The following is a 17,495-nucleotide window of genomic DNA, read 5'->3' as shown; positions in this document are numbered from 1 at the left end:
CAAAAAGGAGTTATCTGCCTGGCAAAAACAACGCAATCAAAGTCTATCAACAATTCAATGGAAATTCACAAAGCAAGATGCTGACCAAAAACTACAGAGACACTATACATGAAATTATTTATTGGAAATTATACTAGTTGAATAGTTATTTCATTTTGAATCACCACTGGCTCTTCTCCGGATTCCCTTCCATAAATCACTTCAATCCCTCCTAACATTATCTCCTCTGTCTTCCCATTTTTCCTCTGTACAACAAGCTTATCGCCATCAATCTTCACTTTATCTCCAGGAGAAAATTTATCGACATTAAAACTTTGAGCGGCAAGTTGTTTTAGCACTAAATATGCTTTTCTTCCTTGATCGGTTTTTTCATTCTTCAAGTCTCCGCCGAATCCTTGCAAAAGCGCTCCAAAAAGAAAATTATTTTTTGCCGAAACTTCCTGAAAACCTCCTTTCCAAGTAATTGCTTGCAATGTCTCATCATTTTCTAAAGCATTTTTTAACGTCGCCCTTTTATCATAAAATTCTGTTCGTATTCCCTTCCTATCATCATCAATCGTTTTTACCTCTGTAGTCCAATTCTTTCCTGTAACTTCTTCAAAAATCATCCTTTTTTCAAGGAATATTTTTTTCTCTTTGAGAAATTGCCGAAAATGAGAAGACCAATTGAATGACATAGATTTTTTGTGTGTTTTTGTATCGTGGCGTTATATTGACGGTAGAGACAAGGCAATGCCTTGTCTCTACAAAATTGATTATGGTTTCGGTTTTGGAGCTTCTTCTGTTTTCTCCTCTTTCTTCTCAAACCATTTCTGAATCTCAGCGAGTGCTTTATCATCGCCATATTTGTGTACTGTCGAATCCTCACCAATTTTTACTCCTTCTTCCATAAATGTCAGTGCATGCGTCGCATCTGACTGCCCATCTGCTCCAATGACAATTTCTATCCCGATTGCTTTCCCACGAGTTATTTCTCCTTTCATACTTTTTATCACATAATTTGTTGGAAGCTCTACATTTCCAAGCTTTAAGCCATTCACAATAAACTGCGCAACACGATTATTCATCTCTTGAGGCATTGTTTTCGAATAATCTGGAAAATTTATTTTTATGTTATCCTCCGCAAAACTCATGGTGTTTTTACCTCCTAAGCCAAATTCAAGTCGTGCGTCTTTTAAAGTTATCGTATCCATTTCTTTCTCTGTTCCTTCTGGAGGCTTTTTATACGGAATGTTATAAGAATTTATCAATTTGAGAAACAATCCTTTTCGAAATTCCAGAGGAACAATTGCCTTGATATTGAATGTTCCGCTCGGGAAATTTTTATAATTTTTTGGATCCTGCAAAACTTCTCCGAGCTTTATTTGCCCTGCTTCCTTTGCTTTTGATAAATCTGTTATTTCTGATCCTTTCCCGAGAACTTTCTTTATATCTTTTGCATCAGGAGTTTTTATAAAATCAAGAAGATTCTTTATATCCTCTTTGCTCGCTTTTTCTTTCTCCTCAGCCTTTTTTCTTGCCTCTTCTTTTACCGTTTTCCTTTCTTTAAAGATCTTCTCTGTGTTTTCGACACTGCCATCATCGCGAGTGGAAATGTTTTTACCGCTAAATTCCCCTGTTGCTTGAGCTGACGCTTCCGTCCCAACAAATTCCACTGTTTTTCCTGTGTTCGTATATCTATACACCGCGTTCCGTCCTTCAGTAATGAGAGAATTGCTGTTCTTATTTTTTCTCGCACTTTCTAAGGCTGAAGTTTCTATGTAACTCGCTCCTTCTGTATTGAACACGCTGATGTCGCCATCTCCATCGAGAACGATAAATCCATCCACTTTTCCTTCCTTCCCAAAAATAGGCTTAATGTCTTTGATCCCAGTTTTAAACTCAAATGTTAGTACTTCATCAAATGGATTTGTATAGAGGATTGTTCCGTTACTCGTATTGATGACGTATTTATCCTTCCCTTGCGCATCAATCCAGGTTTGTACCTCAGAAGGAATACTTTTTATATTCTTGACTTTTTGCAGCATATTGTTTCCATCAGCTTCTTTATTTACATCAGCAAAATTAAACTTTTGGAAAATATTCAGATACGCGTTGAAATACCCCGTAATATTCTCTGGAGTTATTCCATCTTTTTCGATATGTGGAGCAGGAGCGCTTGCCCGTATTCCTTCCATAACTTGCACTGCTCTTTGCTGTTCCGCTGGAGGCAAAGTATTATTTTGCAATCTTCCCGGATATGCTTCTTTAAAAACGCCAGAAATGGTCGTCATTGCTGCCATATCGATTTTTTGAATTGCCAACGAATAATTTGCTGTATTAATTTTTTTATTTTTATCAGTGAGATCAATAGTTTTATCCCCTATTTTAATTTTCTCTAATTGTTCCTTAATCTTTGCATCTGAGCCTTCTTCCACTTTTGCTTCAAATTGAGCGCTTGGTTTTGACGAATCTGGAGTTTCGCCATCAAAAATCCTCCTTTTTTCATACGAAAAGTTTTCAAAACTCCATTTCTGCCAACAGTGTAATTTTTGTATGTGTTTCATTGTTTTTGTTACGACTTCTCTTCAGAAATATCATCCAGTTTTTTTAGTAAATCTTCTTCATTTTTCTCTTCTGCTATTTCGAAGAGTGATTCCGCATTATGAAAGGTACCTCTTTCAAATTTTTGAAGTGTTTTTTTCGTGTTTTTTTGATACGTATGAAGTGTCTCTAAATCCCGTTGCACGACATCCGCTTTATTTTTTCCCATTTCCTCCATTTCTTTTTGAAGCATGGTAATAAGTTCCCCTTGTCCCTGCGGTGGAAGTGACATTGCGCGGGCAATAAAAATTTCTCTTTGCTGCTCTGAGAGCTTTGCCCTGAGAACAACAGATTGTTTAAGAAGTGCCTCTAATTCGGTATTATGGAGAGTAAACATCGGAGAAAAAAATTTTGCCCCGCATCAAGTGCGGGGTTAAATTAGAAATTATTCCGCCTCAGTCTCTTGCGAAGAATCACTTTTTGTATTGTCAGAAACGTCATTTTTCGGAAGTGTTGAATCTTCATTCTGCAAGAGAGACTTGATGAGAAATTCCTTTGGAATATCTTCTGGCTGAAGCGCATCGAGCGGAAGATAGAGAAGCGGATCCTGAACTTCACCGTCTTTCCATACTTCAAAATGAAGATGTGAGCCAGTAGTCATCACTCCGGCTCCTTTTGTTCCCAGAGCTCCGCCGCTTTTTCCGATAATATCGCCTGCTTGAACGAGATCTCCTTCTTTCACATCAAACTCTGAAAGATGTCCGTAAACCGTTGTGAGATTGTTTTTATGAATCAAAATGAGATAACTGTATCCAAAACCGTTGTCTGCGACTTCCAAAACATATCCCGCCGCAGGAGCACGAACGGAAGTTCCCTGAGGCGCACGAATATCAATCGCATTATGAACAACTCCAAAAGCATCTTTATATTTTTCATCATGAAAATATGCTGTTATTTTTTCCGGAGCAAGAGGCCATGCAAATGGCTTGTTCTCTTCATCTTCGGCGAGAAATACTTTCCCGATATCATAATTTACACTTCCCGATTCGAGATCATCGAGAACTTGGAGTTTTGATATTTTTGACTGATCTGATTTTTTTGCTGCCGCCAAAAGACTCAGTTTCTCCTCGATGTAATTGATATCATCTTTCGTTTCTGCGATACGCTGAGAGCTCTGCTCCATTTGTGATTTCGATTCCTTGAGAAGTGCCTGGAAACGCGATTCTTCACCTGATGTTTCTTCAACAAGTGTTTGCTGGGCATTTTGCTGTACCGCCACTCTTTTTCTTCCATCCTCAAGTTCAGCGTAAAGATTTTTGAGTTCTGTCCTCTGCTCTGAAAACAAATAATCAATTTCCTCAAGTTGTGACATCGCCTGTTCGAGATCATGAAAAATTCTCCTCGCAGTTACTTCAAGAGCGGAATAATTTTTTTCATCCCGAAGACTTTTGGTGAAAGAATCACTCGAAAGTAATATCCGAAGTCCGTTCTCACTCTCAGGAGAGAGGCTTTCTGACTCGGTTTGGAGGAGCCTGAAGTAGGAGAGAATAATGTCTTTTTGATATTCAGTTTCGACCACAACTTTTTCTTTCTCCTCCATCACTTTTTGAAGTGCAGATTCTTTTGCTGCAATTTGCTCTTGAATAGCGCGAACTTTTCGTTCAGCAACTTCCATCTGCTGATCCATGCTCTCAAGCTGTCCTTTGAGAGTGGTAAGTTTCTGTTTGAGTTCTTCGACAATTTTTTCATTTTCTTCCACTTCTTTCGATTTTTCTCCAAAAATAAGGAGATTTTGCTCTATTTCTTTCTTGAGCGCATCCATCCGATCTTTATTCTTTTGAATCCGATCGGAATACTGATCTTCAATTTGTCCGTGAAAAACTTCCCATTTATTCTGAATTGCTTGCAGATCCTGAGCGGAATTTTGAGGAGTATCCTTTGTTAATTCATCAGCAGCAAGCACAAAAAAACTGCTTCCCAAAGAGAAGAGCAGAAAAAACGTAGTCCCGAGCGAAAGAATTATCTTATGGATTTTTGCAGAAACCACTGGTGTATTTGGCAAAGATATTTATGTTTCCCATAAGTATACCTTTTTTCCCGATTTTTTTCAATAAAAACCTCTTGGGTTTTCTTAGACGTCTACTTTTTCTTTTTCCTTCTTCTTTCCTGCTTCTGCAGTAAGAAATACGGCTACAAATACGCCAATAATAAATACCCAGAGATATTTTTCCCATTCATCTCTGTCCACCATGGTGATAATATCCTTCGTTCTGGATTCACCGGCAGCATCGGTAACGGTGAGTGAAACCGTCTGCTCACCAGATCTGTGGAAAATGTATTCAATTTGCCCCGAATTCATGCTGCTCCCATCTGGAAGAATCCACTTGTAGGATAACGACCTTCCTTCTGGATCATACGAAGGGGAAGCGTCAAAAAAGACTTTTTGTCCCTTTTTTGCAGTTTCTGAACTCGTGTGTACCACAACGACTGGTCCAGCATTGGCATCATTTGGATCAGCATTGTCTCCAAGTCCATCATGATCTGAATCTTTGTGCTCATTCGGATCAGTGGGAACTTCATCTTCACTATCAGAAAAACCATCATCATCAGTGTCAGAACGAAGTGAATCGGTTCCCGCGAGAAGTTCTCTTTCATCCAAAAGACCATCATTATCATCGTCAGGATCGGTGTTGTCTCCTATTCCGTCGGCATCAGTATCTTTTGATTCTGAAGCGTCTTTGGGAAACGCATCACGTGTATCAGATATTCCATCTCCATCATCATCCGAATCATCTTCATCTGGAGTTCCATCTTTATCGGTATCAAATGTTTTTGAAGCATCAAGAGGAAAATCATCTTTGGCATCGTTCACTTTGTCGCCATCAGTGTCATATTTTTTCGGATCGGTTCCGAGTGTTTTTTCCACATCATTCGAAAGTTCATCTCCATCAAGATCATCATCAGCGTTATCGCCGATTCCATCTTGATCTGTATCAACCCATTCCGCAGCATTCAATGGAAAAGCATCTTCAATATCTGGAACATGATCGTTGTCATCATCCGAATCCGCATTATTTCCAGCGCCATCACCATCAGTATCTGTCCATTCCGAAGCGTTCAGCGGAAATGTATCTTCCGCATCATTTACTCCGTCATTGTCATCATCAATGTCTTTCAGGTCACCGGTGCCATCTTTATCAAAATCATTATCGATAAAAATAGTTCTGGCAACTTTGTTATTATCGGGATTATCACTCGCTTCATCCCATGGAATAATGCGTGCAGCAATCTCGTGATCGCCAGAAACGGAAGGGGTAAATTCTGTAAAAAGCATATCGTCGCGTTCTCCTACAACTGCAACGGTTTGGTCGCCTCCAATAAATTTCTCTTCCTTTCCATCAAAAAATCGGACTATTCCGCGGAGGTCTTCTTTTGAAAAATTATGAATCGAAAAATAAATCTTCATCGGCTTGCCGACCAGTGGTTCTTCTGTTTCAAATGTGAGAGATTCGGGGAAAACCCCAAGATCTGCAGCAGCGATGCTGGGGAAACAGAGGAGGAAAAAGGCAAGAGGCCAAAAGCGTGAGATTTGCATTTCGTGAAGAGAAAAATCTTATTTCAGCATCGCCCTCGTCCCTGGTCTCATCACATTGCTTCCCAAAATGGAAGAAATGCTCTGAATAGGAGCGAAGGATTTTATTTTCATAAGAAATTCTTCAAACGGTGAAAGAGGAATTTCATAAAGAACAGGCTGAATGTTCGATATCGCTGTTTCTTTTTGGATTTTTTCTAATGCCTCCGCAAAAGAGAGAACGGTATCGTCGACCAAGCCATTTTCTTTTGCCTGAAGGCCAGAGTAAATACGACCATCCGCTAGTTTTTTTACATCTTCAAATTTCATTTTTCGACCTTCCGCGACAATGCCGACGAAATCATTGTAGGTTTCTTGTAGGAGTTCTTGAAAAATACCCTCCTCTTCCTCGGTAATATCGCGAAATGGATTTCCCATATCTTTAAATTTTCCAGTGGTGAGATACTTCATATTCACTCCTATTTTTTCGGAAAGATTTTTAATTTGGGGAAGGGAAATGATCACTCCAATATTTCCCGTAAATGTTGCTGGATGCGCATAAATTTTTGTGCAAACGCTCGCAATATAATATCCACCGCTCGTCGCACTGCCCTCAAGAAGAGCGAAAACTGGTTTTGATTTCTCTACTTTTTGTATCATTCGTGCAATTTTATCCGCGGCGAGAGCAGTTCCTCCCGGAGTATCAATTCGAAGAAGAATTGCAGAAACATCTTCATCATTCAGAGCTTTATTTAAAAGGAAAATAACGTCATCAGTAATAATTTCGTACGTGGAAGAATACGTGTCTGTCGGCACATCCACAATCTCACCATTGAGCGGAATCACGGCAATCTCTTCCGCATCTGGATTTTTTTCTTCTTCGGAAAAATATGCGTCAAAATACGTCTTTTTTAGATTCTGATCACCCTTTTCATACTCTGCCGCTGTAAACAAACTCGAAAAAAGACCGAGGAAAAAGAGGATTTTCACTCCCGTCCATATTCCGGAAAAGATTTTTTCAGAAAGTGTTTTTTCGAGAATAATACGAACTTTTCCGTCGCGTGATGATTCGAGTGACTGAGAAAAAGCTTTTTGAGATTCGTCCATTTTTTAGAAAAAAAGTGCGTGACCACTATACCGGAAACTGAGAAAAATAAAAAAAATCTTATTCTTCACTTAGCAATGGGTCCATGACTTGGGATAACACGCAAATTTCTCAAAGAAAATTTTGAAGTATAGGGTTGGGAAATATAAAATTTGCAAGTAGTCACACTCAGAAATCGGCACACTCTTCGAGAAAGTATTTTGTGAGCGCCCTCCTCTCCCCCCGTCACTCCGACCGCAGAAACTAAAGTTCAGGAGAGATTTTGCAGAAAGGAGAAGTTCTCCAAATGGAGGAGTCTCTTTTTACCAATTTCTGTACACTGAATTCAGTGTCCTTTTCTGGTCACAAGAGATGTCTCCAGAAAAACTCACCCCCATTTTTTCTTAGTATATTCTGATGCTTCGCGTCTGCAGTCGACATGACGAGAGAGAGAAGAAAACTAGATTTTTTTGAGGGAATGATTGAAGACGTAAAAACCACACTCCATTTGAGAAATTTGCGTGTGATCCTTTTAATTCGTAATTAACTTTACCACCTCACCTGTCCTTCCCCTTTCACCATCCATTTCGTTGAAGTCAGCGCTTCGAGCGCAAACGGACCGCGAGCGTGAAGTTTTTGCGTGGAAATTCCAATTTCAGCGCCAAGACCGAATTCAGCGCCATCGGAAAAGCACGTGGAAACATTGTGATACACACACGCGGCATCAACTTCATCCAGAAATCTTTTCGCATTTTCAGCATTCATCGTAACAATACTTTCCGAATGTCCGAGAGAATGTTCACGAATATGAAGAAGCGCTTCATCGAGATCTGAAACTACTCGAATGCTCATTTTATAGTCGAGCCATTCCGTATCATAACTCTCAGAATCGACTTTTTGCAGCGGCTCATATTTGAGATTTTTGAGAACTTCAAAACTCTTTTTATCAGCAAAAATTTCAATTTCCGGATGCTTTCTCATCCGTACACTTTCGTGAAAAGCTTCTGTAAATTTTTTCAAAAATTTCTCCGCAATTTTTTCATGAAGAAGAAGTGTGTCGAGAACATTGCAAACCGCGACTCGACGCACTTTTTCATTCACACAGATGTTGACCGCCATATCGAGATCAGCGAATTCGTCGACAAATGTATGGACGACACTCGCGCCAGTTGCGATGACGGGAATTCGAGAATTTTCCGTGACAAAATCTATGAGTCCTTTTCCTCCTCGAGGAATAAGGAGATCAATTTTTCCCTTCATCTTGAAAAGTTCTCCCATTTCTTCACGAGAAATACTCAGAAGTTGAATCGCCTCGGAATATTTTAAAAGAGCATCTTTCATAATTTTTATGAGAGCGAGATTGGAATGCATCGCTTCCTTTCCGCCTTTGAGAAGAACTGCATTTCCGCTTTTGAGCGAAAGAACTGCCGCATCTACCGTCACATTTGGACGAGATTCGTAAATCATGCAAATAAGACCCATAGAAACTCTCACTTTTTGAATTTTCATTCCATTTGCATGAGTGTGTTCATACAGAACTTCTCCCACAAAATCTTTGAGTTCTGCGACTTTTTCCGTATCTCGAGCGATGCCTTCAATTCTTTCTTTGGTCAGCAGTAAGCGATCAATCATCGGTCCAAGATTTGCTTTTTCAGCTTCATGAATATCTTTTGCATTTTCCCGTTCGAGAAATTCAGAATTTTCTCGAAGCGCCATGGCGATTTTTCGAAGAAGTGTATTTTTTTCTTCAGCGGAAAGAATCGCCATTTTTCGCGATGCAATTTTTGCCTTATGTACTTGATCTCGAAAATCCATATTTCTTCTTCAAAAAGCCTTCCCATTATTCCTTTCTCACGGAAAAACTCAAGGAAAGATGAAAATCTATTTTTTGCTTTCAATTTTGTGGGGGTCACGCGTAGACGAGCACTCACAAAAAAAACGTAATAGATAATCGCGCGTTTCTAAGAACGATTCCCGCTCTAACCCCCTACTCCTTACTCGCTTTTTTCGCAGTAGTCTTCTTTGCTGGCGCTTTTTTTGGCGCTTCTTTTTTTGGAGCTGATTTCTTTGCTGATTCTTTTTTCACCTCTTTCTCCTCGACTTTTTCCATTTTCTCTTTTTTTACTGATTTTGCAGGAACATACGATTCACCTGCTATTTTTGTAATTCTTACCTCTGTATAATTTTGTCTGTGTCCTTGTGTCTTTTGATATCTCTTTTTTGCATGCATCTTGTACACTCGAATCTTTTCTCCTCTTCCGTGAGAAAGAATTTCTCCTTCAACAGTTGCATCCAAAAATGGCATCCCGATCTGCGTGCTTTTTCCATCAGAAAGAAGAAGAACTCTTGAGAACACGATTTTTTCATTTTCCTTTCCGGCGAGAGTCTCTACGTTGAGAACATTTCCGAGTTGTACGGTGTATTGTTTTCCTCCAGTTTCAATTACGGCGATCATATAAGCTTCGAAAAAGCCCGTGAATTCTAGCAATGCAAGGTGCTGACGTCAAGGAATTCCTTTTCCTTTTAGGACTTTCTCCCGCTGATAAGAACTACAAACTCCCCTTTTTTCTTTTCTGGAAATTTCTTCAGAATTTCGAGAAGCTCTGCAGCAGTTCCGCGAAGAAACTCCTCATAGATTTTTGTCAGTTCTCGAGCCAGAACTAACTGTTTTTTAGGAAAATTTTCGAACGCTTCCTCTAAAAATTTTTCGATTCGATGTGTCGATTCATAGAGAATGACCGTATGTTCAATCTGAACAATTTTTTTGATCAATGTTTGTCTTCCTTTTTTATGTGGCAAGAAGCCGAAAAATTCAAAATGATCTGTCGGAAGTCCACTTGCGGAAAGTGCTGGAATAAGCGCCGTTGCTCCCGGGATGGGAAGAATTTGAATTCCCTGCTCAAGCGCGGATAGAGCGAGTGCTGTTCCTGGATCAGAAATTCCGGGAGTTCCCGCATCTGAACACAGCGCAACATTTTCGCCAGACTGCAACATTTCCAAAATCTTTTCCGTTTTCATTCCTCCTGAAAAAGAGTGAAATGAAATGAGCGTTTTTCCAGAAATACCAAAATGTGAGAGAAGTTTTGCGGTATGGCGAGTGTCTTCACACGCAATCACCTCAGATTCTTTCAGAATTCGAAGCGCCCGAAGTGTTATATCTTCGAGATTTCCAATGGGAGTCGCGATGAGAAAGAGAGTTCCAGATGGCATATGCATAAAATAAATCAAGATCTATAATCTCATAATATTTCAGGGAATGTCATACGAAAATGGAATTAATAATTACGAAAAACGAAGAAATTCTGAGGTAGAGACGTTGCAATGCAACGTCTCTACGAGAAAATGAATTATTTTTTTCCGTAGAGACAAGGCAATGCCTTGTCTCTACCACATTTTTTCATTCGTAATTATCTCTACTTCCCCACCGCTCTCTTCAGCTCCGCAAGTGTCGTTTTTCCTTCGAGTACTGCCAAAATTCCTTCTTCCCACATGGTGCGAAATCCATTTTGAATAGCAATCTTTTCTATTTCTTTTGTAGACGAGTTTTCATAAATAGCGTCTTGCATTTCTTTGGAAATAATCAAAATTTCTGCAACCGCCATTTGTCCACGAAATCCAGTTTTGGAACACTCTTCACAACCTTTTCCCTCACGCATTTTGGAAGTAACAGGAGGAAGTTTTTCTTCCGGCTTTTTCATTTTTTTGAGCGTCTCAAATATTTCTTCTTTCTCAGAAGTGCTCATCTCTCGCTCCTTTCCGCAGTTTGGGCAAACTTTTCTTAGGAGACGTTGTGCAATAACCGCTCGAAGCGCCGGAGCAAGAATATAGTTTTTGACGCCCATATTTAAGAATCGAGGAATAGCGTCAATCGCGGAATTCGTATGAAGAGTTGAAAAGACAATATGTCCTGTGAGTGATGCCTGCACTGAAGTTTCCGCTGTTTCAAGATCTCGAATTTCTCCCACCATTACAATGTCTGGATCTTGACGCAAAATGGATCGAAGTCCACTGTTAAAAGTATAATTTTGCTCTTCATCAACTTGTGACTGAAGAATCCCCGGAAGATGATATTCTACTGGATCCTCGAGCGTAATAATCTTTTTTTCTGACGAATTTACTTTTTGAAGAAGGGAATACAGCGTTGTTGTTTTTCCGCTTCCTGTTGGTCCCGTTACGAGAATGAGTCCATTCCTCGCTTCGAGAACTTTTTCTAATTTCGTTTTCAAAAAATCGGAAAATCCTAACTCAGAAAGTTCGACAAGACCTTTTTTAGGATCTAAAAATCGGAGGACGACACTTTCTCCTCTCTTTGTGGGAAGAGTTGAAACACGAACATCAACATATCGATCATTTGTTTTGAAAAAATATTGTCCATCTTGAGGAACATTGCTTATATTTAATTTGAGTCTGGAGTTGTATTTTATCTGCTTAATGAGAGCATCAATGACGGAACTCCCGCTGGGGATTGAAAATAGGAGTGTGAGAATACCATCGACTCGTGCTCGAATTTCATACGTATTTGCTTGCGGTTCCAAATGGAGATCGGAAACTCCCATTCTGAGCACCGCTCTGTGGAGGACATTGAGCGCCTCATCACTTTTGAGTTTTGCGAGTACTTTGGGAAGATCTCCCAGAGATGCGATAACCGCTTCAATATTTCCCACATTTTCCTGACGCACATCAGCAATAACTTCCTTCTTTTTTTCTCTCTTCGTGGCATAAACATCTTGAACTTTTTTGAGACCTTCTCCAGAACAGAGATTCATATTTACCACGTAATTTTTTTCCTTGAGCTCATTTAGGACGCGTTTTGTTTCAAAATTTTCAGGATCCACGAGCGCCACTCTTAACTTTTGTCCTACTCGAAAGAATGGAATTATCTTTGCTTTCTGCGATTCTCCCTCGGGAATAATGTCGAGAAGATCAGGATTGATAGGAACAAGCGAAACATCAATATATGAGATTCCGAGTTCTCGCGCCTTCATTTGCACTTCCTTTTCCTTAAATTCCTGATTTATGTCCGAAATTGCCCCAGATATAACTGTTGCTTTTGAGTCAGATGAAGACATCACTTGATGTGTTATCGAAGCCTGAGCGCCGGAAGGTGGTTGTGGATCAGCCACGAGTTTTTATATTTTTGAAAAAAATACACGTATCTTCCCCCTATTATAGCAAATTTTATGCTGAGAAAGAAGACGTTTTCCGCAAAAAATAATATCACACTTTTTCTGATTCCAAGTGAAGGGGAGTTTTCGAACTTGTCGAATGATGTTGTGGCAATTAATTTAAAATTTAAAATCTAAAATTTCTCACTTACCGTTGCGGCGGATATCCTCCAGGTGGCGCTGGAGGATACTGCGGTGGATAACCTGCTGGCGGATATTGCTGTCCCTGAGGCGGTGGTGGTGGTTGATATCCTCCAAATTGTTGTCCTTGTCCCTGCGGAGGTGGCGGTGGCATGTATCCTCCTCCAAAAAATTGTCCCGATTGTTGCTGTTGACCAGACTGTCCATATTGCTGTCCTTGACCAGGAGGAGGTGGCGGCGGCGAATATCCTCCACCGTATGACTGCTGTCCGAGTTGTTGTCCTCCCATCTGAGGACCATATCCACTTGGGGAAAATTGTGGAGCTCCCGGAGGTGGATATCCTCCAAATTGTGGTGCTTGCTGTCCTGGAGCGCCATATGGAGCTCCAGGCGGATAATATCCCGTTTGATATTGCGGCATTTGCGGAGGATATTGCGAAGGAGGTGGTGGCGAAGTTGCCGGTCTTTTTGGAGCTTGCGGAATGAGATCTGGTGGTGGATTTGGATCCAGAATATTCCCGAGTGGAGATCCTTTTTGTTCGACTTTTTGCGGAGGTTTCTTTTCCTCTTTTGGCACATCTTTCTTTTCGAAAATTGGTACCATCTGTACTGGTTTTATCTGTTGTGGTTTCACCATAATTTCTGCTGGTTTTTCTGTTTTTTGTTCATCTTTTTGAGGGATTGGTGTTATCGATGTTTTTTGAGAAGCTAGTGGTATCGTTTTTGGAGCTGGTTTTTGTCCATTTTGTGGAACCGGTGATGCTTTTTTTTGCGAAGTTTGCGGTGGACTACCTACAGGTTTCCCATTTTCTTTCTTTTTTTGCTTTTGAGAATTGTCAATTTTTACTTCACTTTGTATTTGAGAAACCTCTTTTTTTAATGGAGAAGCTGGAGATTTTGGTATTTCTCTTGAAACCGATTGCAGAGGTTTCGGAGACACTTCAAAAACTGTTGGAGAAGTAAAGATCGGTTTTTCTTTTGGAGAAATTTCCACTTCCTCAGGAAATGTACGAATTTCTTCCTTTTGGATTTTTTGCTCTGTGAGCCAATCCGGAAGTTCTTTCTCTGCTTCTTCTGAAATTATTGGGGATGTCTCTTCAGGGATTTCTCTTTTTTCTGAGAGCCACGCTGGAAGTTCCTCTTCCTTCTGTCCGCCTCTTTTTCGTTCTTCTACTTCAGCCAAAGTTTCTTCAGAAACTCCTTGCTGTGGAAAAACTTTTGGAATTTTTTGTTCAGAAAGTTGTACTTTCTCAAAATCATCTTTTTTCTCGATAGTTTTTGTCTTTTTACTCGCAATCGTTATTTCCTTTTTTGTTTCGAAATCTTCAAGTATTTCCAACTCCTTTTTCTCTTCTCCAAAATTGGATGTTTTTTCTAAAGAAGTTGTTTCAGGAAATTTCACCTCTAATGAATGATCTGATGGTATTTGTGAAACTGGTTTCTTGGTTTTCTCCTTGTTCTCAAGAGAAAATTGCTTTTTCTCGAGAGGAAGACCAATCCTTTTTGCCTGAAATTCCTGAATTTTTGGAATCACACGCGCGATAACTTCTTCAAAACTCTGCGCATCATGAATTTTGAATCCTGCAGCTTGCCGGTGTCCGCCTCCTCCAAATATTCCCGCAATAACCGTTGCATCGCACGCTGGTGTAGTTGTTCTGAGTGACCCAGAAACTACGCCATCTTCTCGCTGTTTTAAAAGAAGTACTACCTCAACTCCGGGCGCATTGGACATGAGTTCATCAATAAGTCCTTCGACTTCATCTGAAGTCGCTTTTTCATCGGAAAGATCCTGCTCATTTACAGAACTCCAAATAAATCGATGGATCGGATCATATTTAATTTTTGAAAGAACACGCCCCCAAAGTCTTAGGGTTGTCAATTTTTTGGTTTTAAAGAGATGCCTGATGATTTCCTGTTGCCTGGCTCCCTTATCAATAAGTTCCGCAGCAACTTCAAAACTTTTTGGAGTCGTATTTGGATGCTGAAAACTCCCGGTATCAGTAATAATTCCAGCAAGAAGGAGAGTAGCAATATCGGAATCTATGAATTCATGTCCTTTCCCTGTTACCACCGGAATAAGATCATAGAGAGTTTCGGTTGTCGATGAATTCGTAATATCAATATGATTAATCGTTCCAAATCCTTCATTAGAAGCATGATGATCGATCACAATAAAAGGAAGAGAATGAAACATTTCGACATTGTCTTCATATATTTTTCCGAGCTGATCAATGTCAGCAACATCGCATGAAATAAGGAGATCAAAATTTTTCCCTTCTCCTCCAGAAAAAGAAAAATCTTTTTGAGAGAGAATTTTTTCATCCGTGGGAGAGAGAATGATATTGACCTTATCGCCTTTTACTTCCCACGTAATTCCCTCTGCCTGAAGCTTGGAAGCATCAATCGTAATAATAAAATTGGAATTCCCCGAGAATTCGGTGTTCATGACTTCCGTATCGGGCAGGAATTTGAATGCGTCTGGAACAGGATCCTGACATATTGCAGTGACTTTTTTCCCAAGTTTTTTAAGAATGAGATAGAGGGATATTGCTGATGAAAGGGCATCGCAATCCATCTTTGCATGTGTCACAATGAGAATGTTTTGCTTCTCACGGATGAGGGTGGCTATTTGCCGAGCTGTTTCTTGATGTGATTTTTCCATTGAGATTTCAGGTGAATGGTGAAAAGATTTCTGTTGGGAATATTTATAATTCTTATCATTTTTACATATTTATATAAAATTGTCAAATGTATCATGGGCATTTTTCTGGGGAACGTGTTCTCTCTTTTTATGGGGCATGTGGATATATATGACCATTTCCCTTCCCGAGAAGTTTTTTGGAGAAGAGAGCAGTATAGCACTTTTTACGAAAAATGGAGAACGAATTCAGAGTTTGCTCTCGGAAACAGAGATGTGGCAGGAGGACGTCCCCATCAAAGATATTTCTCCTTACTTTCTCCAAGCGATTATTGCGACAGAAGATAAGAATTTCTTTTCCCATTCCGGAATCGATATCTCCGCAACTTTTCGGGCAATAAAGGACAATCTTCTTATGGGAAAAGTGGTATCCGGGGCGTCAACTCTTTCTCAGCAAGTAGCGCGGAATTTTTTAGATATTTCTCAAAGGAATTTCATTGCCAAAATACGAGAAACTCTCCTCGCTCTCAAAATTGAAAAACAATTTTCGAAGGAAAATATTTTAGAAATGTGGGCGAATCATGTGAGTTTCGGCGGGAACATCCGAGGAATTCAAAGCGCATCCATGAGAATATTTGGGAAATCTCCAGAGAATCTCGATTTTGCGGAAGCAACTTTTCTTGCAGGAATTCCAAAATCTCCAGAAAGACTTAATCCTTTTACGAATTTTGAAGCCGTAAAAAAAAGACAGGAATTTGTTTTAGAAGCAATGGAATCAGAACAGTTTATCACAGAAAAGGAAAGGAAAACGGCAATTAAGGAAACTCTTTTTCTTCACGAAAAACCACAAAAAAGTTTTGCGGCGCATTTTTCTGCATGGATTCAAAGTACTCAGGAATATTCTGAGCAAATAAGAGCTGGAAAACGAAAAATCGAAACCACACTTGATGGAGAACTTCAAAAAAAAGCAGAATCTCTGGTCTCGCTTCATCTCGAAAGACTCTCCTCAAAACATATTCAAAATGCAGCGGCATTGGTGTGGGATGTTCAAACGGGAGATGTCCTTGCGTATGTCGGAAACGCCGATTTTTCGGATAAGGCGCATCAAGGTGAAGTAAATATTCTTACTTCTGGAAGATCTGTGGGAAGCACTCTCAAGCCATTTCTCTATCTTCTCGCATTTGAGAAACTTGGATGGAATCCAGAGACACGTATTTTGGATGAACCTTCTGCATTTGAGAGTGCTGCAAACTTTCTCTATGAACCTAAAAATTATGATTTGGAATATCGTGGAGAAATTTCCATTAAGGAAGCGCTTGCCGAAAGCAGGAATATTCCAGCAGTAAAAACTCTGTCAACGATTGGAGAAGAAAGTTTTTTTGCATTTCTCAAAAACTTTGGAATTGATACAAACCTTGCAAAGAGTGAAGACTATGGGCTTTCTTCAGCACTTGGAAGTTTTGATATTCTGCCAACTGAATTGGCTCATGCATATGGTGTCCTCGCTCGTGGTGGGAAAAATTTCTCATTTCGATTTTTAGAGGACAGTTCTCAAAATACCGAAATGAAAGAAATTGCACATTGTGAAAAAGTTTTTGAAATTGCAGAAATTTTGAGTGATAAAACGGCTCGTATAAATTCATTTGGAACGAAAAATCCATTGAATTTTTCCTACGCTGTCGCCGCAAAAACAGGAACGACTCGAAACTTTCGGGATAATTGGACGGTTGGATTTTCTGAAAAAATTGGAGTGCTTGTATGGGTGGGGAACGCAGATGGAAGCCCGATGGAAGAAGTTACGGGAATCACTGGAGCAGGACCACTTTTTCACGATATTATGGAAGAGGCGATGCAAGGGAGAGAAAAAAATCAGAAATTTTCGATGAAACGTTTGTGCCAAGGAACAAAGAAAAATGATGAAAAAAAAGAAGGCGAGGATCCTTTTCCGCGCCTTTCAGGAGATGAAAAATTTCGTATCACATCACCTCTTCCCAGCGAAACATTTCGAATTAATCGAGATATTCCTCCTGATGCTCAAAAACTTGAATTCACCGCGAATCAAGAGATCGATTGGTTTGTGAATGGAGAAAAAATTGGAACTGGGAAAAGTATTTTTTGGATTCCTCAGGTGGGAAAAATCGAAATTCTGGGAAAATTCGGAGGACAGAGTAAAAAAATAATTATTACCGTACAGTAAAGAAGAATTCTCTCATAAGAACTCCTTCATTCCTGATTCCTAATTCCTAATGGCTTTGTTGCACAAATCATAATATAGAGACTCAGGAAAGAGCAATTTTCTTTTTCTAAGGTTTTCATACTATTTTGTAACTTTTTGGCATTCCGAGAGCAGTCATACTATTCAAAGCAGAACAT

11 protein-coding genes and 1 pseudogene are annotated in these 17,495 nt (G+C 39.7%); 1 reads left to right on the top strand and 11 read right to left on the bottom strand.

All coding sequences use genetic code 11. The annotated features are described in order from the left end of the window. Positions 1 to 128: 128 nt before the first annotated feature. From HZA38_03735 to HZA38_03685, 11 genes and pseudogenes are all read right to left on the bottom strand, one after another. Complete coding sequence (locus HZA38_03735; GenBank protein ID MBI5414603.1) at positions 129 to 608, bottom strand: hypothetical protein; 480 nt, start codon at positions 606 to 608, stop codon at positions 129 to 131. 147 nt (positions 609 to 755) lie between these two features. Then, the gene (locus HZA38_03730; GenBank protein MBI5414602.1) at positions 756 to 2,546 is read right to left on the bottom strand and encodes a hypothetical protein; all 1,791 of its coding nucleotides are present in this window, start codon (positions 2,544 to 2,546) and stop codon (positions 756 to 758) included. Between the two features lie 8 nt (positions 2,547 to 2,554). Further along, the gene (locus HZA38_03725; protein MBI5414601.1) at positions 2,555 to 2,920 is read right to left on the bottom strand and encodes a hypothetical protein; all 366 of its coding nucleotides are present in this window, start codon (positions 2,918 to 2,920) and stop codon (positions 2,555 to 2,557) included. Positions 2,921 to 2,968: 48 nt separating this feature from the next. Continuing rightward, positions 2,969 to 4,585, bottom strand: a complete 1,617-nt coding sequence (locus tag HZA38_03720) for a peptidoglycan DD-metalloendopeptidase family protein (GenBank protein MBI5414600.1) — start codon at positions 4,583 to 4,585, stop codon at positions 2,969 to 2,971. Between the two features lie 69 nt (positions 4,586 to 4,654). Further along, the gene (locus HZA38_03715; protein MBI5414599.1) at positions 4,655 to 6,118 is read right to left on the bottom strand and encodes a PKD domain-containing protein; all 1,464 of its coding nucleotides are present in this window, start codon (positions 6,116 to 6,118) and stop codon (positions 4,655 to 4,657) included. 18 nt (positions 6,119 to 6,136) lie between these two features. Then, positions 6,137 to 7,201, bottom strand: coding sequence for a signal peptide peptidase SppA (sppA, locus tag HZA38_03710; protein MBI5414598.1), 1,065 nt, complete (start codon positions 7,199 to 7,201; stop codon positions 6,137 to 6,139). Between the two features lie 526 nt (positions 7,202 to 7,727). Next, entirely contained in the window at positions 7,728 to 8,993 is a 1,266-nt protein-coding gene (locus HZA38_03705) for a glutamate-5-semialdehyde dehydrogenase (GenBank protein MBI5414597.1), read from the bottom strand. Positions 8,994 to 9,330: 337 nt separating this feature from the next. Continuing rightward, positions 9,331 to 9,633: pseudogene (gene rplU, locus HZA38_03700) on the bottom strand (50S ribosomal protein L21). A 68-nt stretch (positions 9,634 to 9,701) separates the two neighbouring features. Further along, on the bottom strand, positions 9,702 to 10,394 hold the full coding sequence (gene rsmI / locus HZA38_03695; GenBank protein MBI5414596.1) for a 16S rRNA (cytidine(1402)-2'-O)-methyltransferase: 693 nt from the start codon (positions 10,392 to 10,394) through the stop codon (positions 9,702 to 9,704). A 197-nt stretch (positions 10,395 to 10,591) separates the two neighbouring features. Next, the gene (locus HZA38_03690; GenBank protein MBI5414595.1) at positions 10,592 to 12,301 is read right to left on the bottom strand and encodes a type II/IV secretion system protein; all 1,710 of its coding nucleotides are present in this window, start codon (positions 12,299 to 12,301) and stop codon (positions 10,592 to 10,594) included. 190 nt (positions 12,302 to 12,491) lie between these two features. Next, positions 12,492 to 15,146, bottom strand: a complete 2,655-nt coding sequence (locus HZA38_03685; protein ID MBI5414594.1) for a DHH family phosphoesterase — start codon at positions 15,144 to 15,146, stop codon at positions 12,492 to 12,494. A 148-nt stretch (positions 15,147 to 15,294) separates the two neighbouring features. On the opposite strand from HZA38_03685, the gene pbpC reads away from it, so the two are divergent. Further along, positions 15,295 to 17,319: a penicillin-binding protein 1C gene (gene pbpC / locus HZA38_03680; GenBank protein ID MBI5414593.1), complete on the top strand. Its 2,025-nt coding sequence runs from the start codon at positions 15,295 to 15,297 to the stop codon at positions 17,317 to 17,319. The last annotated feature ends 176 nt before the right edge of the window (positions 17,320 to 17,495 follow it).

This window comes from Candidatus Peregrinibacteria bacterium (assembly GCA_016220175.1).
Taxonomy (GTDB): Bacteria; Patescibacteriota; Gracilibacteria; order CAIRYL01; family CAIRYL01; genus JACRHZ01.
The sequence above is the reverse complement of the archived record's forward strand: the minus strand, read 5'-3'. Positions and strand labels throughout refer to the sequence as shown.